This window comes from Microbacterium psychrotolerans, assembly GCF_031085295.1.
GTDB lineage: Bacteria > Actinomycetota > Actinomycetes > Actinomycetales > Microbacteriaceae > Microbacterium > Microbacterium psychrotolerans.
On record NZ_JAVFWO010000002.1, the window covers coordinates 265,627 to 289,003 of the forward strand.

General features: G+C 71.2%; 21 protein-coding genes and 3 tRNA genes. 15 read left to right on the forward strand and 9 right to left on the reverse strand.

Annotated elements, in window-relative coordinates; genetic code table 11:
* Positions 1-2 precede the first annotated feature (2 nt).
* The 4 genes from Q9R08_RS05930 to Q9R08_RS05945 all read right to left on the reverse strand — a co-directional run bounded on the left by Q9R08_RS05930 (position 3) and on the right by Q9R08_RS05945 (position 4,457).
* Positions 3-1,265, reverse strand: a complete 1,263-nt coding sequence (locus Q9R08_RS05930) for an alanine racemase (RefSeq protein ID WP_308866960.1) — start codon at positions 1,263-1,265, stop codon at positions 3-5.
* On the reverse strand, positions 1,262-1,648 hold the full coding sequence (locus Q9R08_RS05935; RefSeq protein WP_308866961.1) for a RidA family protein: 387 nt from the start codon (positions 1,646-1,648) through the stop codon (positions 1,262-1,264). Before Q9R08_RS05935 ends, Q9R08_RS05930 begins: the two co-directional genes overlap by 4 nt.
* Positions 1,645-3,312: an N-acyl-D-amino-acid deacylase family protein gene (locus tag Q9R08_RS05940; protein ID WP_308866962.1), complete on the reverse strand. Its 1,668-nt coding sequence runs from the start codon at positions 3,310-3,312 to the stop codon at positions 1,645-1,647. Before Q9R08_RS05940 ends, Q9R08_RS05935 begins: the two co-directional genes overlap by 4 nt.
* A 77-nt stretch (positions 3,313-3,389) precedes the next feature.
* A complete protein-coding gene (locus tag Q9R08_RS05945; protein WP_308866963.1) occupies positions 3,390-4,457 on the reverse strand; it encodes an aminotransferase class V-fold PLP-dependent enzyme in 1,068 nt (355 codons plus the stop codon).
* 81 nt (positions 4,458-4,538) lie between these two features.
* Between Q9R08_RS05945 and Q9R08_RS05950 the strand changes: the two genes are divergently transcribed.
* From Q9R08_RS05950 to Q9R08_RS05965, 4 genes are all read left to right on the forward strand, one after another.
* Positions 4,539-5,543, forward strand: coding sequence for a LysR family transcriptional regulator (locus tag Q9R08_RS05950; RefSeq protein WP_308866964.1), 1,005 nt, complete (start codon positions 4,539-4,541; stop codon positions 5,541-5,543).
* An 11-nt stretch (positions 5,544-5,554) separates the two neighbouring features.
* Positions 5,555-7,084 carry a glutamate--tRNA ligase gene (gltX, locus tag Q9R08_RS05955; protein ID WP_308866966.1) on the forward strand — a complete coding sequence of 510 codons (1,530 nt, stop codon included), beginning with the start codon at positions 5,555-5,557 and terminating at the stop codon, positions 7,082-7,084.
* A 69-nt stretch (positions 7,085-7,153) separates the two neighbouring features.
* A tRNA-Gln gene (locus tag Q9R08_RS05960) sits at positions 7,154-7,228 on the forward strand.
* Between the two features lie 250 nt (positions 7,229-7,478).
* Entirely contained in the window at positions 7,479-9,317 is a 1,839-nt protein-coding gene (locus Q9R08_RS05965; protein ID WP_308866967.1) for a serine/threonine-protein kinase, read from the forward strand.
* A gap of 39 nt (positions 9,318-9,356) precedes the next feature.
* Here the strand turns inward: Q9R08_RS05965 and Q9R08_RS05970 are convergent, their stop codons facing one another.
* Entirely contained in the window at positions 9,357-10,283 is a 927-nt protein-coding gene (locus Q9R08_RS05970; RefSeq protein ID WP_308866968.1) for an aminoglycoside phosphotransferase family protein, read from the reverse strand.
* 73 nt (positions 10,284-10,356) lie between these two features.
* Between Q9R08_RS05970 and Q9R08_RS05975 the strand changes: the two genes are divergently transcribed.
* The 4 genes from Q9R08_RS05975 to Q9R08_RS05990 all read left to right on the forward strand — a co-directional run bounded on the left by Q9R08_RS05975 (position 10,357) and on the right by Q9R08_RS05990 (position 14,499).
* Complete coding sequence (locus Q9R08_RS05975) at positions 10,357-11,136, forward strand: DeoR/GlpR family DNA-binding transcription regulator (RefSeq protein ID WP_308866969.1); 780 nt, start codon at positions 10,357-10,359, stop codon at positions 11,134-11,136.
* The gene (gene pfkB / locus Q9R08_RS05980) at positions 11,133-12,074 is read left to right on the forward strand and encodes a 1-phosphofructokinase (protein ID WP_308866970.1); all 942 of its coding nucleotides are present in this window, start codon (positions 11,133-11,135) and stop codon (positions 12,072-12,074) included. The genes Q9R08_RS05975 and pfkB overlap by 4 nt, the downstream gene beginning before the upstream one ends.
* A 29-nt stretch (positions 12,075-12,103) precedes the next feature.
* A complete protein-coding gene (locus Q9R08_RS05985; RefSeq protein ID WP_308866971.1) occupies positions 12,104-14,164 on the forward strand; it encodes a PTS fructose transporter subunit IIABC in 2,061 nt (686 codons plus the stop codon).
* A gap of 65 nt (positions 14,165-14,229) precedes the next feature.
* Positions 14,230-14,499 (forward strand): HPr family phosphocarrier protein, encoded by a 270-nt coding sequence (locus Q9R08_RS05990; RefSeq protein ID WP_308866973.1) that lies wholly within the window; start codon positions 14,230-14,232, stop codon positions 14,497-14,499.
* Between the two features lie 112 nt (positions 14,500-14,611).
* On the opposite strand, the gene Q9R08_RS05995 is transcribed toward Q9R08_RS05990, so the two are convergent.
* A complete protein-coding gene (locus tag Q9R08_RS05995; RefSeq protein ID WP_308866974.1) occupies positions 14,612-15,250 on the reverse strand; it encodes an MBL fold metallo-hydrolase in 639 nt (212 codons plus the stop codon).
* A 117-nt stretch (positions 15,251-15,367) separates the two neighbouring features.
* Here Q9R08_RS05995 and Q9R08_RS06000 point away from each other — a divergent pair.
* Together Q9R08_RS06000 and Q9R08_RS06005 are read left to right on the forward strand one after the other, a co-directional pair.
* Positions 15,368-15,443, forward strand: a tRNA-Glu gene (locus tag Q9R08_RS06000).
* 42 nt (positions 15,444-15,485) lie between these two features.
* Positions 15,486-15,558 (forward strand) — tRNA-Glu (locus tag Q9R08_RS06005).
* A gap of 47 nt (positions 15,559-15,605) precedes the next feature.
* Here the strand turns inward: Q9R08_RS06005 and Q9R08_RS06010 are convergent.
* The 3 genes from Q9R08_RS06010 to Q9R08_RS06020 are packed head-to-tail and all read right to left on the reverse strand — an operon-like array spanning position 15,606 to position 17,570.
* On the reverse strand, positions 15,606-15,848 hold the full coding sequence (locus Q9R08_RS06010; protein WP_308866975.1) for a hypothetical protein: 243 nt from the start codon (positions 15,846-15,848) through the stop codon (positions 15,606-15,608).
* Positions 15,832-17,004: a DUF4349 domain-containing protein gene (locus tag Q9R08_RS06015; protein ID WP_308866976.1), complete on the reverse strand. Its 1,173-nt coding sequence runs from the start codon at positions 17,002-17,004 to the stop codon at positions 15,832-15,834. Before Q9R08_RS06015 ends, Q9R08_RS06010 begins: the two co-directional genes overlap by 17 nt.
* Positions 17,001-17,570, reverse strand: a complete 570-nt coding sequence (locus Q9R08_RS06020) for an RNA polymerase sigma factor (RefSeq protein WP_308866977.1) — start codon at positions 17,568-17,570, stop codon at positions 17,001-17,003. The genes Q9R08_RS06015 and Q9R08_RS06020 overlap by 4 nt, the downstream gene beginning before the upstream one ends.
* Before the next feature lie 247 nt (positions 17,571-17,817).
* Here Q9R08_RS06020 and Q9R08_RS06025 point away from each other — a divergent pair, with 247 nt between their 5' ends.
* The 5 genes from Q9R08_RS06025 (at position 17,818) to murA (ending at position 23,374) form a co-directional block, all read left to right on the forward strand.
* Positions 17,818-18,849, forward strand: coding sequence for a TerC family protein (locus tag Q9R08_RS06025; RefSeq protein WP_308866978.1), 1,032 nt, complete (start codon positions 17,818-17,820; stop codon positions 18,847-18,849).
* Between the two features lie 51 nt (positions 18,850-18,900).
* Positions 18,901-19,620, forward strand: a complete 720-nt coding sequence (locus Q9R08_RS06030; RefSeq protein ID WP_308866979.1) for a hypothetical protein — start codon at positions 18,901-18,903, stop codon at positions 19,618-19,620.
* 201 nt (positions 19,621-19,821) lie between these two features.
* Positions 19,822-21,294 carry a 3-isopropylmalate dehydratase large subunit gene (leuC, locus tag Q9R08_RS06035; protein ID WP_308866980.1) on the forward strand — a complete coding sequence of 491 codons (1,473 nt, stop codon included), beginning with the start codon at positions 19,822-19,824 and terminating at the stop codon, positions 21,292-21,294.
* A 1-nt stretch (position 21,295) separates the two neighbouring features.
* Positions 21,296-21,916, forward strand: coding sequence for a 3-isopropylmalate dehydratase small subunit (gene leuD, locus Q9R08_RS06040; RefSeq protein ID WP_308866981.1), 621 nt, complete (start codon positions 21,296-21,298; stop codon positions 21,914-21,916).
* A 75-nt stretch (positions 21,917-21,991) separates the two neighbouring features.
* The gene (gene murA / locus Q9R08_RS06045) at positions 21,992-23,374 is read left to right on the forward strand and encodes a UDP-N-acetylglucosamine 1-carboxyvinyltransferase (protein ID WP_308866982.1); all 1,383 of its coding nucleotides are present in this window, start codon (positions 21,992-21,994) and stop codon (positions 23,372-23,374) included.
* Positions 23,375-23,377 lie beyond the last annotated feature (3 nt).

Here is a 23,377-nt window from a genome sequence, read left to right on the forward strand (position 1 = left end):
GCTCAGAACCGCGTCTCGACGAGGTCGGTGAGAGTCGCGGTCGACGGGTCTTCCAGCGAATCCACGACCGGCACCAGCCGCCACTTGTCGAACATCGTGCAGGGGTGTGAGAGCCCGAACACCACCAGATCGCCCATCGCGAGCGGCGAGTCGGGCTCGATGCTCACGAAGCCGTGCTGATCGCTGAGCTTCGTCATCACGGCGCCGGGGAGCGGCATCCGCTCTCCTGTCGCATCGATCGCGTACAGCGGTACGGGCAGCCCCTCGTCGAACGGGAAGTCCCGCTTGCCCGCGTCGACGATCGCAGTGCCCGAGTCCAGGCGCGACAGCACCCGGGCAAGGCCCCGCGCCGCCGGACGCAGCCCCGCTCCCTCGAACGGCGAGTTCTGCCGGTAGTACCCGTGGTCGTGGACGACATACGCACCCGATCGCAGCACGAAGCGCGCACGATCGCCGGCGACGGATGCCGCCGCGAACGCGGCACCCACCACGTCGGGGTACGCGCTGCCACCGGCCGACACCAGCACGTCACCGTCGTCGTAGAGCGGTGCCAGCGCATCGTGCACGGCGAGCAGCTCCTCGATGTAGGCGCGTGCGGAGGCCAGCGCCTCATCGCCGCGCCCGTGCGCGACCGCGCCCTCGTAGCCCGTCACGCCGGCGAGCCGCACGACCGGCGATGCCGCAGCGCGCCGCGCGACCGCGACCGCCGCGTCGAGCGAGCGGGCGCCGGTGCGCCCGCCTGGGCGCCCGACGTCGACGAGCACCTCGAGCGGCCGCGTGACGGAGTCGCCGACTGCGCGCTCGATGGCGTCGATGCCGGCGGGATCGTCGACCCAGCTCCACACCCGCGTGCCGGCGGCGACGACGCCCGCCACCCACCGGATGGCATCGGGCTGTACCAGCTGGTTTGCGAGCATGACGGCCGGGATGCCGGCGTCCACGGCCACGCGCAGCTGCGATGGCGTCGCGACAGTGATGCCCGTCGCGCCGGCATCCAGCTGCCGCCTCCAGAGCTGGGGCGCCATCGTGGTCTTGCCGTGCGGCATCAGCTCCAGCCCGCGCTCGGAGACCCAGCCGGCGAGGAAGGCGATGTTGTCGTCGAGCGCGCCGTCGTCGAGCACGAGAAGCGGGGTCCACAGGTCGGCCAGCCGCGGCTCACCGGCCAGGAAGTCGGCGACGGTGAGCCCCGCGGCATCTGCCGGGAGGCCCTTGTCGCTCGGGCCGAGCACGCGGTGGGCGACCTCGCGCCGCGACGCGGGCGTCATTCGGCCGGGAGGACCGCGACGACGTCGATCTCGACGAGGATGTCGTACAGGTCCGAGCCGACGGTCGTGCGCACCGGGTACGGCTCCCGGAAGAACTCCGCGTAGGCGCGGTTGTACTCGGCGAAATCACGCTTGAGGTGCTGCAGGTGCGCGGTGACCTTGACGACGTCGTCGAACGAGGCGCCCTTGGCCGCGAGCACGCTGCCGACATTGCGCAGCACCTGCTGCGTCTGTTCGTAGACGCCGCCGGACACGACCTCTCCGGTCGCCGGGTCCTGCGGGCCGAAGCCTGCGGTGAACAGCAGCCCGGCCGCCGCCACGCCGTGGCTGTAGGGTCCCGCGGGCGTGGGCGCGTTCTCGATGAGGACGGCGTGCTTGGTCATGGTGTTCCTTTCCTCGGGGTCGGGTGGTCGGTCTGACGCGGTCGGGGATCTGCGCCCGCCGATCGCGGCGGGGGAGCGGGGGAGCGGCGCAGTCCCCGCCCCGCGCGGACACCGGTTAGCACGCCACCGCGCAGGACGTGCCGGCCGTTGACGAACACGTCGTCGATGCCGCGGGCCGGCTGCCGGGGCGCGTCGTAGGTCGCGGCATCCGTCGCGGTCGAAGGGTCGACGATCGCGATGTCGGCCGCGTTGCCGCTGCGCAGGATGCCGCGCTCGTGCAGCCCGAAGCGGCCGGCGGTGCGCGCCGCGAGATGGACGGCTGCGCCCTCCCAGGTGAAGGACCGGCCGATGTAGGTGGCGAGGAACCGGGCGAAGGCGCCCCACGCGCGCGGATGCGGAACGGCCCCCACGAAGATGCCGTCCGAGCCCCCGGTGTGCGCAGGATGCGCGAACAGACGTGCGAGATTCTCGACCGGTCGCTCCTCGCGCACCGCCATCACCGCGCTCACCTGGAGGCGTCCGGCGACGAGGAGATCGAGCGTCGCGTCCTCGACGGGCGTCCCGCGCCGCGCGGAGATCTCGGCCAGGGTCAGGCCCGGCGCCCACGCCCACTGCTCGGCCGGCGTGTGCGCGACGCGGATCATCGTCGGCCACTGGGGGCCCAGACTCGGCTTGTGCGCGACGGCGGGGAACCACCTGTCGCGCAGCTGTGCGCGCTCGGCCGGATCCGACAGCCGAGCGAGGGCCACCTCGACGTCGAGGGCGCTGTACTCCGGCGGCAGCACCGCCATCGACACCAGCGTGCATCCCCGCGTGTACGGGTACATGTCGAACGAGAGATCGGCACCGGATGCCGCAGCCTCGGCGAGCAGCCGCACGCCATCGGTCGCGTCGACGTGCAGGTGCGAGACGTGGCCGCGGACGCCGCCGTGCGCGTCGCCGGCGGCGCAGATCGCGACGACCTCGCGCAGACCGGCAGCGGAGTTCGCCTCGTAGCCGCCCCGCATGTGCGTCACGTACAGGGCGTCCGCTTCGGCGACGGGCGCGCACAGCGCGGCGAGTTCGGCAGCGTCGGCGAAGATGCCGGGTACGTAGTCGAGGCCCGTCGACAGCCCCAGTGCGCCCGCGTCGAGCCCGTCGGCCACCAGCTGCCGCATGCGCGCGAGCTGCGCGGCATCCGCTCGTCCGGCACGCATGCCCATGACCTCGTGACGGACGGTGCCGGCGGGCACGAGGTAGCCGACGTTGACGGGCGTGGTGCCGTCGTACGTGTGCAGCAGCTCGCCGACCCCGCCGCCGGTGTACGTCGGGTGCGGGCCGTTGATGGCCGCGAAGTAGGTGTCGGCCCACCTGCCGTCCCCCGGTGCGTAGGAGACGCCGTCCTGGCCGCCGATGACGGTCGTGACACCCTGACGCAGCAGTGCGAGCTGGACGTCGGTCTGGAAGACCGCCCCGTCGGCATGCGCGTGCGCGTCGATGAAGCCGGGCATCACGAGGCGGCCGGTGCAGTCCACGGTCTGGTCCGCGTCCCGCGGCTCGATGGCGGCGGCGATCCGGCCGATGACGTCGCCGACGATCTCGATGTCGGCGATCCGTCTCGGTGCGCCGGTTCCGTCGATGACCGTCCCTCCGCGCAGCACCGTGCGGTGGGGGTGGGCAGTCATCGCGGTCTCCGTGGGTGCGCAGGCCCCGGCTGACCCGCGGGGGAAGTCTACGCAGTCTGCGCCGGGCGGCGCAGGCGTCAGTGGCCGAGCGCCGCGAGCGCGAGGTCGACGTCGTCCTCGTCGTTGAAGACGTGGAAGGCCACGCGTGCGCGGCCGGATCGCCCCGACGCGGTGATCCCCGCGGTCGTGAGCCGGGCGAGTTCGCCGCCGTCGGGGTCGTCCCACGTGACGATCGCCGAGGCCCGCTCGGGTTCCGCGATGCCGCGTCCGGCGCGGAAGGCGGCAGCGAGCCCGGTCGCGTGCCGGTGGAGCTCGGTCGGCTCCAGTGCGGCGAACAGCTCGAGCGCGGGTGCAGCGCCGACGAACGCCTGCCAGGCGGGCGACACGTCGAACCGGCGGGCGTCGGGGGCGAGCTCGACATCGCCGCCGTAGCAGGACGCCCAGGGGTCGTCGCCGGCGTACCACCCGGCGTTGAGCGGTGTCATGCGCGCGGCGAGCCTGTCCGACACGGTCAGGAACGACACGCCACGGGGCGCGCAGAGCCACTTGTACGCGTGACACACGACGGCATCGAAGTCGGATGCCGCGACCGGCAGCCAGCCGACCGCCTGGGTCGCGTCGCAGAGCGTGAGCGCGCCGTGCCGCGACGCGGCCGCGACGATGGCAGCGGCATCCGCCACTTCCCCGGTGGCCGACTGCACCACCGAGAATGCGACGAGCGCCGTGCTCGGGCGCACGTGCGCCGCGAGGTCGTGGAGTGGCGCCGTGCGCACGACGAGGCCTCGGCCGGTGTGCACGAAGGGCAGCACCATCGACGAGAACTCTCCGTCGGGGACGAGGACCTCGGCGCCGTCGGGCAGCGCCGACGCGACCAGGCCTGCCGCGACCGACGTCTGCGAGCCGATCGCCACACGCTCGGCGCCCACGTCGACCAGTGACGCGAACAGTCCGCGCGAGCGCTCGACCGCCGCGCAGTATGCGGCGAGGTCGGGTCGGCCGGCGCCGGCCGCATCCAGGTCCGCGATGACGGCGCGCCGCGTCGCGCGGCTCGGCAGGCCCACGGTGCATGCGGCCAGGTAGTCGCGGCCGCCGTCGAACTCGCGGCGCGCGGCGGCGAGAGCGGGGGAGTCGGCGAGGGCGGGCATGCATCCAGAGTGAACCTGCTGATTGCTCATGTCTACGGCAGGTGTCCCATGCCTCACATAACAGAGACTTATGATTAGCCCGTGGCGGACGTGCTCGATGATGACCCGGGGTTCGACGCGCGCGAACTGCGGGTGGTGAAGGCCGTTGCTGATGCCGGATCCATCACCGGTGCCGCCCTCGCCCTCGGGTACAGCCAGCCCGCGGTCAGCCAGCAGCTCAAGCGCCTCGAGCAGCGACTCGGTGTCGCCGTCGTCGAGCGGGTCGGGCGCAGCGTCCGGCTCACCGATGCGGGGAGGGTCCTCGCCCGTCACGCGCCGGCCGTGACGACGGCGCTGGATGCCGCGGCCGGCGAACTCGCCGAGCTGAGGGGACTGCGCGCCGCGCGTGTGCGGCTGGTGGCGTTCCCGTCGGCGTCTCCCACCATCGTCCCGCGTCTGCTCGCAGAGCTGGCGCAGCGGCATCCGGGGATCTCGCTCACCTACGTCGAGGCCGAGCCGCCCGAGGCCGTGGAGGCGGTGCGCGAGGACCGCACCGACATCGCCCTCACCTTCAGCTATCCGGGCGACCGCGACGACCCGCACGGCTCGAGCGCCCGCGGACTCTCGGTCACCACGGTCGGCGCCGATGAGCTGCTCGCCGTCCTGCCGGCCGGGCACCCCGCGGCGACCGCCGGTGCGCTCGACGTCGCCGTGCTCGCGGGCGAGGACTGGATCGCCGGCTGTCCGCGGTGCCGCGGTCACCTGCTGGAGCTGTGCGGTCGCGCCGGCTTCGCTCCGCGCATCGCCTTCGAGACCGACAACTTCGTCGCGGTCGAAGGGCTCGTCGCCCAGGGCATCGGCGTCGCGACGCTGCCGAGGATGGCCGTGGAGTCATTCCCGCAGCTTCCCGGGGTGGCGATCGTGCCGCTCCCGGTCGGGGAGCAGCGGCGCATCCACACCGTGACGGCGCGCGGCGCTGACCGGGTGCCCGCCGTGCGGGCGACGCTCGAGGCGCTGGCACGCCTCACCGCCGGCGCCGCTGACGAGCGCGCGTCGGTGGCATCCCTCGGCAACGCAGGGCCGACCGACGCCGCGTCGGCCAACTAAACTCGGACACGATGCCTTCTTCGCCTGATCCCCGCACCACCACCGCCACCGGCGCCGACGTCCGTGTCCGGTTCTGCCCCTCACCGACGGGGCTGCCGCACGTCGGCCTGATCCGCACGGTGCTGTTCAACTGGGCGTACGCGCGTCACAACGGCGGCAAGCTGGTCTTCCGCATCGAGGACACCGACTCGGCGCGCGACAGCGAGGAGAGCTACCTGCAGCTGCTCGACGCGCTGCGGTGGCTGGAGATCGACTGGGACGAGGGCGTCGAAGTGGGCGGACCTCACGCACCGTACCGGCAGTCCGAGCGCCACGGCATCTATCGCGAGGTGCTCGACCGCCTCATCGCCGCCGGTGCCGTGTACGAGAGCTACTCGACGGCCGAAGAGATCGACGCGCGCAACGAGGCCAACGGCCGGGCGAAGCAGCTCGGCTACGACAACTTCGACCGCGGTCTCACCGACGAGCAGAAGGCGGCGTTCCGCGCCGAGGGCCGCGAGCCCGCGTGGCGGCTGCGCGTTCCCGACGAGGACCTCACCTATGTCGACCTCATCCGGGGCGAAGTGACGTTCCCGGCGGGATCGTTCCCCGACTTCGTACTGGTGCGGGCCGGCGGCGTGCCGCTGTACCCGTTCGTCAATCCCGTCGACGACGCGCTCATGGGCATCACGCACGTCATCCGCGGCGAAGACCTCATGCCTTCCACCGCGCGCCAGCTGGCGCTGTACGGCGCACTGGTGGATGCCGGAATCACGACGTTCATCCCGCGCTTCGCGCACATGCCGCTCGTGCTGGGAGAAGAGGGGAACAAGAAGCTCTCGAAGCGCGACCCGAAGGCCGACCTCTTCCTGCAGCGCGAGAAGGGCTTCATCCACGAAGGACTGCTCAACTACCTCGCCCTCCTCGGCTGGTCGATCGCGCCGGATCGCGACGTCTTCTCGCTCGAGGAGCTCGTCGCGGCGTTCGACATCGTCGACGTGAACCCGAACCCGGCCCGCTTCGACCAGAAGAAGGCGGAGTCGATCAACGGCGACCACATCCGGATGCTGGAGCCTGCGGACTTCGCCGAGCGGCTCGTGCCCTACCTCTCGGCCGCCGGCGTGATCGACGCGAGCCCGACTCCCACGCAGGCGGCGATGCTCGCGGCGGCCGCCCCGCTCGTGCAGGAGCGGATGCAGCTGCTCGGGGACGCTCCGGGCCTGCTGGGCTTCCTCTTCACCGACGTCGTGACGTACCAGGACGACGCCCTCGCCTCCCTGCCGGCGAACGCGAACGAAGTGCTCATCGCGTCGGTCGGCGCCCTCGAGCTCGTGCCCGACACCGAGTTCACCGCCGCCGCCGTGCAGGACGCCCTCGCCGGCACGCTGATCTCGCCCGTCGAGGACGGGGGCCTGGGGCTCAAGCCGCGCGTGGCCTACGGCCCGCTGCGCGTCGCCCTCAGCGGCCGTCGCGTGTCGCCGCCGCTGTTCGAGTCCATGGAGCTGCTCGGCAAGTCCGAGTCGATCCGTCGACTCGGCGCGCTGGTCGACGCGCGCGGGTGACGGCCCGGTTTGGAGCACGTGCCGGCGTCGCGTAGACTCAATCCTCGGCACGGCTTCGGCTGACAGCCTTGGGGTATGGTGTAATTGGCAACACGGCTGATTCTGGTTCAGTTGTTCTTGGTTCGAGTCCAGGTACCCCAGCCAACGAGATAACCCCCGCTGAGCGGGGGTTTTTCGTTTCACGACCACGGCGAGCAGCGGCATGACGCGCCTGCAGCGCTGGGGACTGCTCGGTCCGCCGCATCCTTCTCCATCGCCTCCCGCGTGAAGCCGGCGTCCCATTCTGCGGGTGGATGGACGTCTCCGCTTCCACAAGGAGCCGCCCAGCGCAACCCCCTCTGATGCCGCTGGAGGGGGCGTAGCCTTCACGGGAGGTTCGAGGGGCGGCACACCCATGAGTACTCCTACCGCCCTCGTCGCCGACCGCTACCGGCTCGTCAAGATGCTGGGTGCGGGGGGGATGGGCATCGTATGGCAGGCCTGGGACTCCCTGCTGCGCCGGCCGGTCGCCCTGAAGATGCTGCGCACCCAGCCGGAGCTCACCGACCAGGAACGCCAGGTCGCGACCGACCGCGCCATGAGGGAGGCGCGCATCACTGCGGGGCTTCATCATCCTCACGCGGTCACCGTTTTCGACGTCGTCGAGCACGACGGTCAGCCCTGCATCGTGATGCAGCTCATCGAGTCCACACCGCTCTCCGAGCTCCTGCGCGAGCACGGCACCTTCACGCCGGCCGAGACGGCGCGCATCGGCGCGGAGGTCGCGTCCGCGCTGGCCGCCGCGCACGCGCTCAAGATCGTCCACCGCGACGTGAAGCCCGGGAACATCCTCGTCGCGAGCGACGGCTCGGCACTCATCAGCGACTTCGGCATCTCGCATGCCCTCGGCGATACGACCATCACCGCGACGGGGATCGTCCACGGCACCCCGGCCTTCCTCGCCCCCGAGGTGGCGCGGGGACTGCCCACGAGCTTCGCCTCCGACGTGTTCTCGCTCGGATCGACGCTCTACGCGATGGTCGAGGGCGGGCCGCCGTTCGGTACCGACCGCAATTCGATCGCCTTGCTGCACCGGGTCGCCCGCGGCGGTTATCCCCCGCCGAAGCACGCGGGGCCACTGACGCCGATCCTGCGCAAGATGCTCGCACCCCAGCCGAAGCGGCGGCCGGCCATGGAGTGGGTCGTCGAGGCCCTGGGATCGGTGCAGCGCGAGAGTGCCGCCGACCAGGCCGTCTCTGCGGGGCTGCTCGCGCTCGGATTCGACGAAGCCACGGCAGGATGGGTGGGAGAGAGCAAGGCGGAGACCGCGGCGCAGGACACGGCCACGCCGCCGATGGTCCCTGCCGACGTCAGCCCCGAGGACGAGTACGAGTCCGAGGACGCGAGGGACGAAGACGCCCGGCCGGTCCCGCGCACACCGCCGACGATCCCTGCGGACCTCGGCCCCGAGGACGAGTCCGAGACGGCTCCTCGCACGCCCGCCGATTCAGCGACGGCACGACTGCCGACCGGAAAGACCGTCCCGGTCGATCAGCCGACCCGATACGAGGCTCCGACGGCCGAGACGGAACCGCTGCGGCCGTCCGCGCCCGCCAGTGCGACGGTGGGCCGTGTCGGCGAGGCTCCGTCATGGACGACGGAGGCTTCGCCTGCGGAACCTCGCCCGGCCCGGCGCCGCCGCCGAGCGGGAGTCATCGCCGCCGCGCTGATCGTCCTGGTCGCGCTCGGAATCGGTGCCACGCTGCTGTTCACCCTCCAGCGGCCGCGGGCACAGCCCGACGCGGACCCGACGGCGGCGCCCACTTCGTCGTCGACTCCGGTCGAGGAGTCGGCCGAGCCCGAGACGGTGCCGCCCGTGCCGGCCACGTCGGCGCCGCCGGAGGAGGAGACGGAGCCCGACCCCGTTCCGGTATCGTCCGAGCAGCGGGTGGTCGACACGATCTCGGGCTATTACGCGATGATGCCCGATAATCGGGACGGCGCCTGGCCGCTGATGACCGCGGACTATCAGGAGAACCACGCCGGCGGTCGCGGCGGGTACGAGGAATTCTGGGCTGCGATCTCGGATGTCTCGATCGCGGACGTCACCGCGACGGGACCCGACAGCGGGCAGGCGACGCTGACGTACTACTTCCGAGACGGCCGCGTCGTGGAGGAGGTCACGGCCTACCGGCTCACGGATGAGGCCGGCGTGCTGAAGATCGCTGCGACCGAGGTGCTGAGCAGCCGATGACGCCGGCGAGACGGGGTCGCGCACGGGCGTCGCGTGGCGTCATCCCCTGCCGTCGGCGATGACCTCGGCCGCGGCATCCGACCCCAAGGCGAGGTAGTCGGGATTGTCGTTGCTCTGGGCGAGGAGCATCAGCACGACCGCTGCCGCCCACGCGTGCGCGCGTCGCCACGTCGCGGCGTCGTAACGCGTGCCCGTCGCGGCGATGAAGTGGGCGCGGCCGGCCGCGTCGAATGCGAGCCAGGCGACGGCCAGGTCGTACGCGGGATCGCCGGAGGTCACGTCGCCGAAGTCGATGATGCCCACCAGCACCCCCTCGTGCGAGACGAGGTTGCCGGGGTGCAGGTCGCCGTGGATCCAGACCGGGGGCCGGTCCCACGCCGCGGCCTCGAGGCCCCGGCCCCAGACGTCCTCGAGAGCGGTGGCGGATGCCGCGTCCAGCGTGCCCGCCGCGCGCAGGGCGTCGAGTCGCTCCGCGGTCGCCCCGGAACGCCCCGCCAGTGGGACCCCGCGGAACGGGTTGACCGGGTGGTCCGCGGGAGCATCGACGTGGAGGGCTCCGAGCGCACGTGCGAGCGTCTCGGCCCACGCGCCGCGGGCGGCCGCTGGCTCGTCGAGCGCGCGCTCGCCGTCGATCCACGGTACGACCGACCACGCCCACGGGTACCCGCTGCCGGCGACACCGCGGACGACCGGCGCTGGCACCCGCACGCCGACGGGGGCGAGTCTCTCGGCGATGGCCGGAAGGACCAGGTGCTCGTGCCGCACCAGTGGGGCGGCCAGCGCCCGCCGGGGAAGTCGCACCGCGTGGTCTTCTCCGAGCCTCCAGACCTCGCTGTCCCAGCCCTCGGCCACCTTGTCGAGGGGAAGCGTGGCGGCCTCGGGGATCGCGTGCGTGGCCTGCTCGGCGAGCAGAGCGCGGATGAGTGCGGCGTCGATGTCGACCTCGGCAGCGGGTTTGTCTGGCATCCTCCGAACATATCGGTTGTGTTTATGTTGGAATGTGTTGTATTGTGTGGGAATCCAACGAAGGGTTGTGCAGATGTACGCGACGGAGCGCCACGAGCAGATCGAACGCCTGCTCGCCGCACAGGGTCGGGTGAGCGTGGTCGACCTCGCCGACCGCTTCGACGTCACCACCGAGACCATCCGCCGCGACCTCGACCACCTCGAATCCGCCGGCGCCCTGCGCCGCGTGCACGGCGGAGCCGTCGGGCGCGAGCGGGGGAGCACGCGCGAGCCCTCACTGGCCGAGCGACTCGAACACCACGGCACCGCCAAGGAGGCGATCGGCCGGCGGGCGCTGGACGCGCTCGGCCGCGACTTCACCGGCTCGGTGTTCCTCGATGCCGGCACGACCACGGCGGCGGTCGCGTCGGCGCTCATTCCGCGCCTCGCGGGCACGCCGATCGAGGTCGTCACCCACTCGCTGACCCTCGGCAACGCCCTCGCCGGGGTCCCGGGCGCCTCGCTCTCCTTCGTCGGCGGGCGGGTGCGCGGTCTCACCGCCGCCGCCGTCGGCGCCGACACCGTTCAGGCCATCGGGGGGATGCGGCCGGACGTCGCGTTCATCGGCACCAACGGGGTGTCGGCGTCGTTCGGCCTCAGCACGCCGGATCCCGACGAGGCGGCCGTGAAGCGGGCGATCGTCGCGTCGGCGAGACGCGTGGTGGTCGTCGCCGACGCCGAGAAGCTCGGCGCGGAGCTGCTCGTGGGCTTCGCGTGCCTGTCGGATGTGGACGTGCTCGTCACGGATGCCGCACCGGACCCGGAACTCGCCGACGCGCTCGCGGACGCCGACGTGGAGGTCTGGCTCGCATGATCGTCACGCTGACCGCCAACCCCTCCCTCGACCGCACGGTGGTGCTGCCGGCTCCGCTGCAGGTGGGCGACGTCCAGAGCGCCGATTCGGCGCGTGAGGATGCCGGCGGCAAGGGCATCAACGTCGCCCGCGCGATCGCCGCCGCGGGTGAGGACTGCCTCGCCGTCCTGCCTCTCGCCATGGGTGACCCGTTCGACGCGGCGCTCCGCGAAGCCGCCCTCCGCACGCAGGCCGTGCCCGTCCGTGGTCACGTCCGCGCGAACCTCGCGATCACGGATCCTGCCGGAGTGACGACGAAGCTCAACCTGCCGGGCGCCGAGCTGTCGGCCGACGAGGCCGCCGCGGTCATCGACGCCGTGGTGGCCGCATCCGCCGGCGCCGGCTGGCTCGTCCTCGCCGGCTCGCTGCCGCCCGGTGTCGCCGACGACTTCTACGTCCGCATCATGCGTGCCGTGCGGGCCGCTCACGGCACGGCCGCCCCGTTCATCGCCGTGGACGCGTCGGGCCCGGCTCTCGCCTGCGTGGTCGCCGACGGTGCTCCCGACCTCATCAAGCCCAACGACGACGAGCTCGGCGAGCTCGTGGGCATGCCGCTCGACGGCGCCGACACCGCCGCCGTCCTCGAGGTCGCCCGATCGCTCGTACCCGCGCGCGTCGGCGCCGCCCTCATCACGCTGGGCTCCCGCGGCGCCGTGCTGGTCAGGGCCGATGGCGCGTGGCTGGCGCGGCCGCCGCGGATCCAGGTGCGCAGCACCGTCGGGGCGGGCGACAGCTCCCTCGCCGGCTACGTGCTCGCCGCGATGCGGGGAGCCGACCACGAGGAACGGCTGCGCCTCGCCATCCGCTACGGCGCGGCGGCGGCATCCCTCCCGGGTACGCAAGCGCCGACCCCCGCAGATCTTCCGGTGGGCGACGTGCCCGTCGCCCGTCTCGCCTGAAACCCACCCCACGACCGCAGGAGGTCACCGTGTCCGACACCATCACCACAGGCCTGGTCAGCCTCGACGTCCCCCTGGGCGCCGACAAGTCCGACGTCATCCGCTCCCTCGCCGCACGCGTCGTCGCACAGGGTCGCGCGACCGACGCGCAGGCCCTCTTCGACGACGCCTGGGCGCGCGAGGAGAAGGACGAGACCGGGCTGCCCGGCGGCATCGCGATCCCGCACGCCAAGAGCGCGGCCGTCACCACGCCTTCGCTCGCGTTCGCCCGGCTGACCCCCGGCGTCGACTTCGGCGCTCCGGACGGCGCGGCCGACCTCGTGTTCCTCATCGCGGCGCCCGCCGACGCCGCCGAGGCGCACCTGGCCGTGCTGTCGAAGCTCGCGCGCAGTCTCATGCAGGCCGACTTCACGGAGGGCCTGCGCGCAGCGACGACGGATGAGGAGGTGGTCGCGATCGTGCAGACGGCGATCGGGGAGCGGGATGCCGCCGCCGCACCGCCGGCGCCCGAGGCCCCGGCGCCCACCGTCGCAGGTTCGGCCCAGCCTGCAGCCGTAGCAGGCCTCGCAGTCGACGGCCGCCCCGCCCGTGTCGTCGCGGTGACGGCCTGCGCCACCGGCATCGCGCACACCTTCATGGCGGCCGACGCCCTGACGGCGGCCGGCAAGAAGGCCGGAATCGACCTCGTCGTCGAGCCGCAGGGCTCGAGCGGCTACCAGGCACTCCCGGCGGACGTCATCCAAGGAGCCGACGCCGTGATCTTCGCCACTGACGTCGACGTGCGCGAGCCGCAGCGGTTCGCGGGCAAGCCCGTCGTGCGCTCCGGCGTCAAGCGCGGTATCGAACAGCCCGACCAGCTCATCGCCGAGGCGGTGGCCGCAGCGAACAACCCGAACGCGACCCGCGTCGGCGGTGAGGCCGCTGCCGCGACGGCCGTCGCGGGCGAGAAGCTCTCGTGGGGCGCCCGCATCCAGCGGATCCTCCTCACCGGCGTCAGCTACATGATCCCGTTCGTCGCCGGCGGCGGCCTGCTCATCGCCCTCGGGTTCCTGTTCTTCGGGGACGACTACTCAGCGCCGGGCAATGCGACCAAGGTGATCGTCACGAACTCGCTGTGGGACCTGCCCGAAGGCGGACTCGGGATCTATCTGGGCTCGGTCGCCTTCGCGATCGGCGCCGCGTCGATGGGCTTCCTGGTCTCGGCGCTGGCGGGATACATCTCCTTCGCGATCGCGGACCGACCGGGCATCGCCCCGGGCTTCGTCGCCGGAGCGATCGCGGTCACGATGAATGCCGGCTTCATCGGCGGCATCGTGGGTGGTCTGCTCGCGGGTGTCACCGCGTGGTGGATCGGCACGTGGCGCGTGCCCCGCTGGCTCCGCGGGCTCATGCCCGTCGCGATCATCCCGCTGCTGGCATCCATCGTGGCCTCGGGGCTGATGGTGCTCTTCCTCGGCCGTCCGATCGCGACACTGATGGTGTGGCTGACGGACTGGCTCAACGAGCTCGCAGGCACGTCGGGGATCGTCGTCGTCGGGATCGTGCTGGGTCTGATGATGTGCTTCGACCTGGGTGGGCCGGTCAACAAGGTCGCCTACGCGTTCGCGGTGGCGGGGCTGGCCACCGCCTCTCCCGAGAACACCACGCCCTACCTGATCATGGCGGCGGTGATGGCTGCGGGAATGGTGCCGCCGCTCGCGATGGCCCTGGCATCCACGGTCCTCGCACGCGACCTCTTCCCGCCCGTCGAAAGGGAGAACGGCAAGGCGGCGTGGCTGCTCGGCGCGGCCTTCATCAGCGAGGGCGCGATCCCGTTCGCTGCCGCGGATCCGCTGCGGGTCATCCCGGCTTCGCTCGTCGGCGGCGCGGTCACAGGCGCCCTCAGCATGGCGTTCGCGGTCCAATCGCTCGCGCCCCACGGCGGCATCTTCGTGTTCTTCGCCATCAACCCCGTCTGGGGCTTCCTGGTGGCGATCGCGGCCGGCACGGTCGTCAGCGCTCTCGCCGTCATCGCGCTGAAGAAGTGGGTGGGACGCAAGGAACTCGAACAGGCCGAAGCGGTCGAGTCCGGCCTACCCGTGGCGGCCTGAGGCCCTCGTCCGACAGAATCGGATTCGTCGACCGCGCAGAGGTCCGACGCAGACAGGAGAGAACCATGGCAGAACGTCAGGCCACCATCGCCAGCAGCTCAGGACTCCACGCACGCCCCGCGAAGCTCTTCGTCCAGGCGGTGCAGGCGCAGTCGGTCCCGGTGACCATCGCCGTCGAGGGCGGCGCCGACCTCAACGCCGGCAGCATCCTGTCGCTGATGGGACTCGGCGCCTCTCAAGGCACCGTCGTCACGCTGAAGGCCGACGGCGACGGCGCCGAGGAGGCCCTCGACGCACTGGTCGCGCTGCTCGAGACGGACCTCGACGCGCAGTAGGCCCCGACCGTCCGCACGGCGTCCGCGCCAGGCGGATCGCACCGAGACGACGGATGCCGCAGATCGAAGCTGCTGCGGCATCCGTCGTCCGCGTTTCGCGGTCGACGTCGGGTCAGACGTCGGTGGAGTCGCCCGGGTCGAGGTTCACGAGCTCGCCGCCGTGCTGCTCGGCGGCCCACCCCAGGCGCAGGCGTCCGGTGTCGCGGCCGGCCACCGAGAGGGTGAGGTCGTGCGTGCCGAAGACGCGGCGCGGTGCGACGGCCAGCACGAAGTCCATGGCCTCGCCGATCTTGAGCCACGGCGCCCCGACGGGCGCCGCGAGCAGCTTCACCTCACGTCCCTCGGGGACGGCGTAGGAGTCGCCGGGGTAGTAGAACTCGTCGTTGACCAGCACGCCCACGTTGTCGACCACCGGCACCGACTCGTGAATGAGCGCATGACGGCCGCCGAAGAACTCCAGGCGGAACGGCTCGACCTCCATCACGTCGCCGGGACGCACGATGGTGATGTCGTAGTCGGCGGCGGCTTTGGCCACACCCTCGGGGCCGTAGATCGGGATGCCGGGGAATGTGCCGAGGATGCGGTCGAGGTGATCCGAGGTCCAGTGGTCGGCGTGCTCGTGGGTGATGACGATCGCCACCACGCTCTCGAGCTCACCGAGGGGTGCGGTGAACGACCCCGGGTCGACGACCAGCGTCTTCCCGGCGTTGAAGAGGGTGAGTGTGGCGTGCTCGAACTTCGTGACTCGCATGCGACGAGTCAAGCGCCCCGGGGCCGCTCGGGCAAGCCGCAGGGGAGGTCTGCGCCCCGGCCGTGTCGATTTGGACCGGGCATATGCGACGTGGCATAATCGAACGGTTGCCTGAACGGCCCCATCGTATAGCGGCCTAGTACGCCGCCCTCTCACGGCGGTAACGCGGGTTCGAATCCCGCTGGGGTCACCAGTCAGGCAGCAACGTCGCAGCAGCCGCTGCGGCACGCTGTACGGCCCCATCGTATAGCGGCCTAGTACGCCGCCCTCTCACGGCGGTAACGCGGGTTCGAATCCCGCTGGGGTCACACACGCAAGTCGAGAAGCCCGGTCCATGAGGACCGGGCTTCTCGCGTCAGCGGCTACCGACGTAGGGCAGCAGCACGATCACGGCCGACACCGCACCGCACCCGATGACGAAGAGCGTCAGGAGGAGCAGGAGGCCGGCGCCCGGCAGGTCGCCGGGGCGATCATGCAAGAGTGCACGGCTGACGAGCGTCTGGCGCGCCCGCGCCCGTGCCCACAGCAGCACCGCGAACACCAGCCCGAGGATGCCGGGAGCGACCCAGGCCGGCTGCAGCTCAGTCGCGCGGGTCATCGACCGTCTGCGGGGCCGGGGGTACGGCATCCGCTCGACTGCGGCGCCTCCCGCGCACGAGCCGCACCACGCCCCACACGATGAGAGCGGCGACCGCTGCCACGGCGAGCCAGGGCAGCAGGAAGCCGATCGCGATCACGATGCCGTTGAGCGTGGCGACGAGCCCGTTCCAGCCCGCGGCGAGACCGTCGCCGAAGCCGGCCGGATCGGCGGTCACGGTCTCGATGTCGGGCACCACGGTGACGGACAGGGTCGACATCGCCACCTGATCGTCCAGCATCTCCAGCTGCTGCTGGTACGACTCGAGCAGTGCCTGACGCTCCGACAGCGCCGCTTCGGCCGCGATCAGATCGGCGACGCTCTGCGCCTGGCCCATGAGCTCGGTCAGCCGGTCGACGGACGCCTGCGCCGCGTCGATCCGGGCCTCGAGGTCGACCGTCTGTTCCGTGACGTCCTGCCGCGAGAGGTTCGTCGCCGTCACCTCGCCGACATCGTCGAGCTCGTCGACGACGTCGGTCAGCTGATCGGCCGGTACGCGGACGGTGATCCACGCGCCGTCGGTGGGGGACGGGTACGGCATCGTGTCGTAGACGACGCCGCCGTCGCTCGGTGTGACCGGGTAGACGGCGCCGTCGCTGCCGATGCTCATCGACTCGACGTAGCCGCCGTGGGCGACGGCGGAGTTGGCGATGGAGCGCGTGGCCGCGTCGACCTCGTCGACCGAGACGGTGGCCGAGGCCGTCGTGATGATGTCGCGGTCCGCCGCGATCTCGCCGGACGACTTGTCGCCGGCGGCGGCATCGGGCGCGATGGTCAGGGGTGCGGATTCGGTCGTGGTCGCCGAGTCCGAGGAGCCGTCGGAGCCGGCGCCCGAGTCGGCGGGGGCGACCGGGGCGACGGCGTACTCGTCGGCGGCGCCGCCGACGCCGCCGACGAGTACGCCGACGGACGGTGCGATGACCGCGGCGACCGCGATGATCGCCGCCGCGGCGCCGCCCGCGATCCACAGACGGCCGCGGCGCGTACGCCGGGCCGATCGTCGCAGGCGGTCCCGCGCGATGTCGGCGAAGAGTGCGTCCTCGATCTCGTCGATGCGCTCTGCGCTGAGGTCGGGAAGCGGTGCCGGGGTGCCGGCGACCGGGGGCTGCGTGTTCATGTGCTCTCCTTCACGACGGTCCGCAGACGGGTGCGGATGCGGGAGAGACGATTGCGGACGACGCCGTGTGCGACGCCGAGCTCGTCGGCGGCGGCCTGGTAGGCGTACCCCTCGGTGGCGCACAGCCGGAAGATCGCCCGATCGAGTTCGCTGAGGCCTGCGACTTCGCGGAGGATCGCGTCCGCGAGCCGTTCATCGATCACCTGCTGTTCGACGTCGACCGTGGCGGGCAGATCCTCGTCGGCGGCGGCCGTGGTGTGCAGTCGGTCGCGTCGCTGCCGGCGCACGCGATTGGCCGACTGGAAGCGGCAGATCGTCGCGAGCCACGGCAGCAGCGAGTCGCCGGCGAGGTCGAGGCCGGGCAGCTTCCGCCAGGCGACGAGGAACGTCTCCTGGGTGACCTCCTCGGCGTCGGCGGGATTGCCGACGAGGCCATGCGCCAGCCAGTACACCGGTCGCACGTACGCACGGTACAGCGCGCGGAAGGCGTGCTCGCTTCCGCCCGCGGCCAGCACCACGAGCTCGGCGTCGCCGGTGGCGCCGCGCGGCAGGTCGTCGTCGGGCATCCCCATCCTCCGAATTGTCTCTCACCGTGACAGTGTCCGCACCGCCCTGATCGTCTCAGCGACGCCGGGCGCGGCATCCCGACCCTGTATCCTGTTGCGAGCGAGAGGGAGTATCCCGACACCGCGCATCCGTCATCACGGGTCCCGACAGAGCGACCCCGGGTACGCGCCGCAGGCCGACAGGTCGCGGGGGAGAGACTTTCGGCACCGACCGACCCCTCGTTCGCCCCATTTCGAAAGGCCCTGCATGGACCTCGAACTCCCCCTGTGGTTCGAAATCGGATCCCTCGTGATCCTCATCCTGATCCTCCTCGCGGATCTGCTGCTCATCCTGAAGCGGCCCCACATCCCGTCGACACGCGAGTCGACCCTGTGGGTCGTGTTCTACGTGACGCTCGCGCTGATCTTCGCGGGCCTCATGTGGGTGTTCGCGGGACCGGAGTACGCCGGCCAGTTCGTCGCCGGCTGGCTCACCGAGTACAGCCTGTCGATCGACAACCTGTTCGTGTTCGTGCTCATCATGAGCCAGTTCGCGGTGCCTCGTCGCTATCAGCAGGAAGTGCTGATGGTCGGCATCATCATCGCGCTCGTGCTGCGCGGGCTGTTCATCCTCGCCGGCGCCGCGATCATCGAGCAGTTCAGCTGGGTGTTCTACATCTTCGGAGCGTTCCTGGTTTGGACGGCGTGGCGACAGGCCTTCCCGGGCGGCGACCACGACGAGGACGTCAAGCAGGAGAACTTCGTCGTGCGGCTGCTGCGTCGCGGGATCGACATCAGCGACCACTACGACGGCGCGAAGCTGCGCACCGTCGTGGACGGCAAGAAGATGTGGACGCCGATGATCATCGTGTTCGCCGCGATCGGCGTCACCGACCTGTTGTTCGCCATCGACTCGATCCCCGCCATCTTCGGCATCACGACGAGCCCCTTCATCGTGTTCACGGCGAACATCTTCGCGCTGATGGGCCTGCGACAGCTCTACTTCCTGCTCGGCGACCTGCTCGACCGCCTCCGCTACCTCCACTACGGGATCGCGTTCATCCTCGCCTTCATCGGCGTGAAGCTCGTCTTCCACGCGATGCACGTCAACGAGCTGCCGTTCATCAACAACGGCGAGCACATCGAGTGGGCGCCCGAGATCTCGACCTGGATGTCGCTCGGCGTCATCATCGTCGCGATGACGGTGGCGACCATCGCCAGCCTCGTCGCATCCGCTCGCGACAAGCGCCGGGGACTGACGGATGCCGCAGCCGGCGGCACCCCGGAAGCCCACGGCTGACGCGCACGGCGCACCATTGTCGGCGACCCACGGCGGTGCGATACTGCCGCCATGGGGAGCGGGGGATTCCTCGCGGACGGCGCTCTCGACGCGGAGCTGACCGCCCTGAGGGCACGTGCGTATGGAGTGGACGCCGACATCGACGCCGACCCCGTCGCCGCGGCACGGCTGGCCGAGCTCGAGGAGCTGCATGCGGCGTCCCTCGCGAGGGCCGTTCATGAGTCTGCTGCGCGCGGTGCAGAACCTGCGGCGAGGGCGATCGAGACGGGCGCACCCGACGACGGCGCCCCCCGAGACCGCAGCTGGTGGTATCGCGGCCGCACGGGTGCGTTCCTCGCGGGCATCGCCGTCGCCGCCGCCGCGGCGGCGGCCGTAGCCGCGTGGATGCTGTGGACCGGCCCGCGGCCGGACGCCACGCTGCGCCCGACGGGGGTGGCGCCGAGCGAGCAGGTGCTCCGTCTCACGGATCACGCCCGCCGGCAGATGGTGTCGAAGACCACGCTGCGCGGATTCGAGCCGATCCTCGGGCTGGAGGTGTGGGAGGCGCAGAGCGGCCTGGGCAACAGCTGCCTCCTCGTGTTCGAACCGGCGACCGACGATCTCCTCGCCGTCGGGTGCGTGCCGCCACCGGCGAACCCGGGCGTCGAGATCTACGACGTGCCGGTCGCCTGGACGCAGGAATGGACGGAGCGCTTCCCGACCGGAACCGTGGTGCGTTTCGTCCTGACCGAGGACGCCGTCGACGTCTGGATCCTCGAGGGAACCTCGTGAGCGCTCGCCCGCGTCCGAGGTCGCCGGGTGACGTCCGGGAGCCGATCGCCGCAGCGGCGGTGGTAGCCTGGGCACGTGCGGATCGCTCGCCTTCTCCTTAGCGGCCGCGACGAGTCCTAGTTTCCAGGCCTCTCTCGTCGCGGAGTTCGTCGCGGGCCCCACCCCATGCGGGCACAGTCCCTCAGAGGAGAACGACTAGCAATGAGCACGACCGATTCATCCGGCATTCCCGACCGCCCCCGCACCCTCGCCGAGAAGGTGTGGGACGACCACGTCGTGGTCCACGGCGAGAACGGCCAGCCGGACCTGATCTACATCGACCTCCACCTGGTGCACGAGGTCACGAGTCCCCAGGCCTTCGACGGCCTGCGCGCGGAGGGCCGGCCGGTGCGCCGTCTCGACCTCACGATCGCGACCGAGGACCACAACACCCCGACGCTCGACATCGACAAGCCGATCGCCGACCTCACCAGCCGCACGCAGATCGAGACGCTGCGCCGCAACGCCGCCGAGTTCGGGGTGCGCCTGCACTCGCTCGGCGACAAGGAGCAGGGCATCGTCCACGTGGTCGGTCCGCAGCTGGGGCTGACCATGCCCGGGATCACGGTCGTGTGCGGAGACAGCCACACCTCGACGCACGGGGCGTTCGGCGCGATGGCGTTCGGCATCGGCACCAGCGAGGTCGAGCACGTGCTGGCCACGCAGACCCTGCCTCTGAAGCCATTCAAGACCATGGCCATCACGGTCGAGGGCGAGCTGAAGCCCGGTGTCACGGCCAAGGACATCATCCTCGCGGTCATCGCGAAGATAGGCACCAACGGCGGCCAGGGCTACGTCCTGGAGTTCCGCGGCAGCGCCATCCGCGCCCTGTCGATGGAGGGCCGCATGACGATGTGCAACATGTCGATCGAGGCCGGGGCCCGCGCCGGCATGGTCGCGCCCGACGAGACGACGTTCGCCTACCTCGAGGGCCGCCCGCATGCGCCGAAGGGTCAGGACTGGGACGACGCCGTCGCCTACTGGCGGACGCTGCCGAGCGATGAGGGCGCGGTCTACGACGCCGAGGTGTTCCTCGACGCGAACGAGCTCGAGCCGTTCGTCACATGGGGCACGAACCCGGGCCAGGGCGTGTCGCTGAGCGACACCGTTCCCTCGCCCGACGACTTCGCCGACCCCAACGAGCGTGCCGCCGCCGAGCGTGCGCTCGAGTACATGGACCTCGCCCCGGGCACCCCGCTCAAGGAGGTGCCCGTCGACGCGGTGTTCATGGGCTCGTGCACCAACAGCCGCATCGAAGACCTCCGCGCGTTCGCGTCCGTCATCGAAGGCCATCGCAAGGCCGACGGGGTACGCGTCATGGTCGTGCCCGGCTCGGCTCGCGTCCGCCTCGAGGCGGAGGCCGAGGGCCTCGACAAGATCTTCCAGGAGTTCGGCGCCGAGTGGCGCTTCGCGGGCTGCTCGATGTGCCTGGGCATGAATCCGGACCAGCTGGCACCGGGGGAGCGCTGCGCCTCGACGAGCAACCGCAACTTCGAGGGCCGGCAGGGCAAGGGCGGGCGCACGCACCTGGTGTCGCCGCTGGTGGCGGCCGCCACCGCGGTCATGGGACGCCTCGCCAGCCCCAGTGACCTTCCTGCGCCCGTCGCAGCCGCAGCCCAGGGTTCGGAGGCCTGACATGGACGCGTTCACCACGCACACCGGTATCGCCGCCCCGCTGAAGCGGTCGGCCGTCGACACCGACCAGATCATCCCCGCCGTGTACCTGAAGCGCGTCACCAAGACGGGCTTCGAGGACGCACTGTTCGCCAGCTGGCGCCAGGACCCCGAATTCGTCCTCAATCAGCCGGTCTACGCGGGTGCGAGCATCCTCGTCGCGGGACCCGACTTCGGCACGGGCTCGAGCCGCGAGCACGCCGTCTGGGCGTTGCGGGACTTCGGCTTCAAGGTCGTGCTGAGCCCCCGCTTCGCCGACATCTTCCGCGGGAACGCGGGCAAGCAGGGACTGGTCGCGGGGGTGATCTCGGAGGCCGACCTCGAGGCGGCGTGGGCGGCCATCGAGGCGAACCCGGGTGTCACCATGACGGTCGACCTCGCGGCGCGCACCGCAACCATCGGCGACCCGGCGACGGGTGCGGCGGAGCGCCTGGAATTCGCTTTCGAGATCGATGATTACACTAGGTGGCGGCTTCTCGAAGGGCTCGATGACATCGGGCTCACGCTGCGCGACGAAGACAAGATCGCGCAGTTCGAGGCTCGCCGAGAGGCGTGGCGGCCGCGGACGCTACCCGTTCCGTAAGCCAGGCCGGGCACCCACAACACGGGCGCCCGACCCTCTCAAGCCCCCTCGTGCACACCAAGTGAGGACCACCGGATGAAGCCACTTCTGAATGTCGCCGCGGGCGAGAGCACTGCCACCGAGGCGGGAGAACAGGAAGTGACCGGAGAAGTCCTGGCGATCAGGGGCGGGCGACCGCTGACCGGTCGCGTCGAGGTCAAGGGTGCGAAGAACCTCGTCACCAAGGCGATGGTCGCCGCTCTCCTCGGTGAGACGGTGAGCACGCTGCGCGATGTGCCCGACATCAGCGACGTTCACGTCGTGCGGTCGCTCCTCGAGGTGCACGGTGTGCGCGTCGAGGACGGCGAGGAGGAGGGGACCTTCCACTTCGACCCGAGCGGCGCCGTCTCCGCCCACTTCGAGGAGATCGACGCCCACGCCGGCGCCTCCCGCATCCCGATCCTGTTCTGCGGTCCGCTGCTGCACCTCCTCGGCGAGGCGCTCATCCCGGATCTCGGCGGCTGCCGCATCGGCGACCGGCCGATCAACTTCCACATGGACGCGCTGCGTGCGTTCGGCGCCGTCGTCGACAAGAGCTACGAGGGCATCCGGATCACGGCCCCGAACGGCCTGCACGGCGCGAACATCGAGCTGCCTTATCCGAGCGTCGGCGCGACCGAGCAGGTGCTGCTGACCGCCGTCAAGGCCAAGGGCACCACCGAGCTCCGCAACGCCGCCATCGAGCCCGAGATCATGGACCTGATCGCGGTGCTGCAGAAGATGGGCGCGATCATCTCGTACGAGCCCAACCGCGTCATCCTCATCGAGGGCGTCGACACGCTGCGGGGCTACGACCACCGGGCGATCTTCGACCGCAACGAGGCCGCCTCCTGGGCCTGCGCCGCTCTCGCCACCGACGGCGACATCTTCGTCGGCGGCGCGCGCCAGCAGGAGATGCTGACCTTCCTCAACGTCTTCCGCAAGGCCGGCGGCTGGTTCGACGTTCGCGAGGACGGCATCCAGTTCCGCCGTGACGGCGCGCTCAAGCCCGTGGTCGTCGAGACCGACGTGCACCCCGGCTTCATGACGGACTGGCAGCAGCCCCTCATCGTCGCGCTTACGCAGGCGGAGGGCACCTCGATCGTCCACGAGACGGTGTACGAGAACCGCCTGGGCTTCACCGACGCGCTCAACCAGATGGGGGCCGACATCGTCGTGCACCCGCGTGGTCTCGACACCCCCGGCCGGCGCGTCCCGCGCCGCGCGCTGGAGCAGGCGGCTGTCATCAACGGCCCGACCGCCCTGCACGGTGCGGACGTGGTCGTGCCCGACCTGCGCGGCGGCTACAGCTACGTGATCGCGGCACTCGCGGCTGAAGGAGAGTCGATCGTGCGCAACGTCGGCATCATCCGCCGCGGCTACGAGAAGTTCCTCGCCAAGCTCGACATGCTCGGCGCCGACTTCGACGTCATCGGATAACCC

Coding starts and splice junctions, on each gene's coding strand:
- Q9R08_RS06010 (WP_308866975.1), bottom strand. CDS start 15,848: ATGACCCGCGCGACTGAGCTGCAGCCGGCCTGGGTCGCTCCCGGCATC.
- Q9R08_RS05930 (WP_308866960.1), bottom strand. CDS start 1,265: ATGACGCCCGCGTCGCGGCGCGAGGTCGCCCACCGCGTGCTCGGCCCG.
- Q9R08_RS05975 (WP_308866969.1), top strand. CDS start 10,357: ATGTACGCGACGGAGCGCCACGAGCAGATCGAACGCCTGCTCGCCGCA.
- Q9R08_RS05940 (WP_308866962.1), bottom strand. CDS start 3,312: ATGACTGCCCACCCCCACCGCACGGTGCTGCGCGGAGGGACGGTCATC.
- Q9R08_RS06020 (WP_308866977.1), bottom strand. CDS start 17,570: ATGCCCGACGACGACCTGCCGCGCGGCGCCACCGGCGACGCCGAGCTC.
- Q9R08_RS06015 (WP_308866976.1), bottom strand. CDS start 17,004: ATGAACACGCAGCCCCCGGTCGCCGGCACCCCGGCACCGCTTCCCGAC.
- Q9R08_RS05945 (WP_308866963.1), bottom strand. CDS start 4,457: ATGCCCGCCCTCGCCGACTCCCCCGCTCTCGCCGCCGCGCGCCGCGAG.
- Q9R08_RS06030 (WP_308866979.1), top strand. CDS start 18,901: ATGGGGAGCGGGGGATTCCTCGCGGACGGCGCTCTCGACGCGGAGCTG.
- Q9R08_RS05990 (WP_308866973.1), top strand. CDS start 14,230: ATGGCAGAACGTCAGGCCACCATCGCCAGCAGCTCAGGACTCCACGCA.
- Q9R08_RS05965 (WP_308866967.1), top strand. CDS start 7,479: ATGAGTACTCCTACCGCCCTCGTCGCCGACCGCTACCGGCTCGTCAAG.
- Q9R08_RS05970 (WP_308866968.1), bottom strand. CDS start 10,283: ATGCCAGACAAACCCGCTGCCGAGGTCGACATCGACGCCGCACTCATC.
- Q9R08_RS05995 (WP_308866974.1), bottom strand. CDS start 15,250: ATGCGAGTCACGAAGTTCGAGCACGCCACACTCACCCTCTTCAACGCC.
- pfkB (WP_308866970.1), top strand. CDS start 11,133: ATGATCGTCACGCTGACCGCCAACCCCTCCCTCGACCGCACGGTGGTG.
- gltX (WP_308866966.1), top strand. CDS start 5,555: ATGCCTTCTTCGCCTGATCCCCGCACCACCACCGCCACCGGCGCCGAC.
- leuD (WP_308866981.1), top strand. CDS start 21,296: ATGGACGCGTTCACCACGCACACCGGTATCGCCGCCCCGCTGAAGCGG.
- Q9R08_RS06025 (WP_308866978.1), top strand. CDS start 17,818: ATGGACCTCGAACTCCCCCTGTGGTTCGAAATCGGATCCCTCGTGATC.
- Q9R08_RS05935 (WP_308866961.1), bottom strand. CDS start 1,648: ATGACCAAGCACGCCGTCCTCATCGAGAACGCGCCCACGCCCGCGGGA.
- murA (WP_308866982.1), top strand. CDS start 21,992: ATGAAGCCACTTCTGAATGTCGCCGCGGGCGAGAGCACTGCCACCGAG.
- leuC (WP_308866980.1), top strand. CDS start 19,822: ATGAGCACGACCGATTCATCCGGCATTCCCGACCGCCCCCGCACCCTC.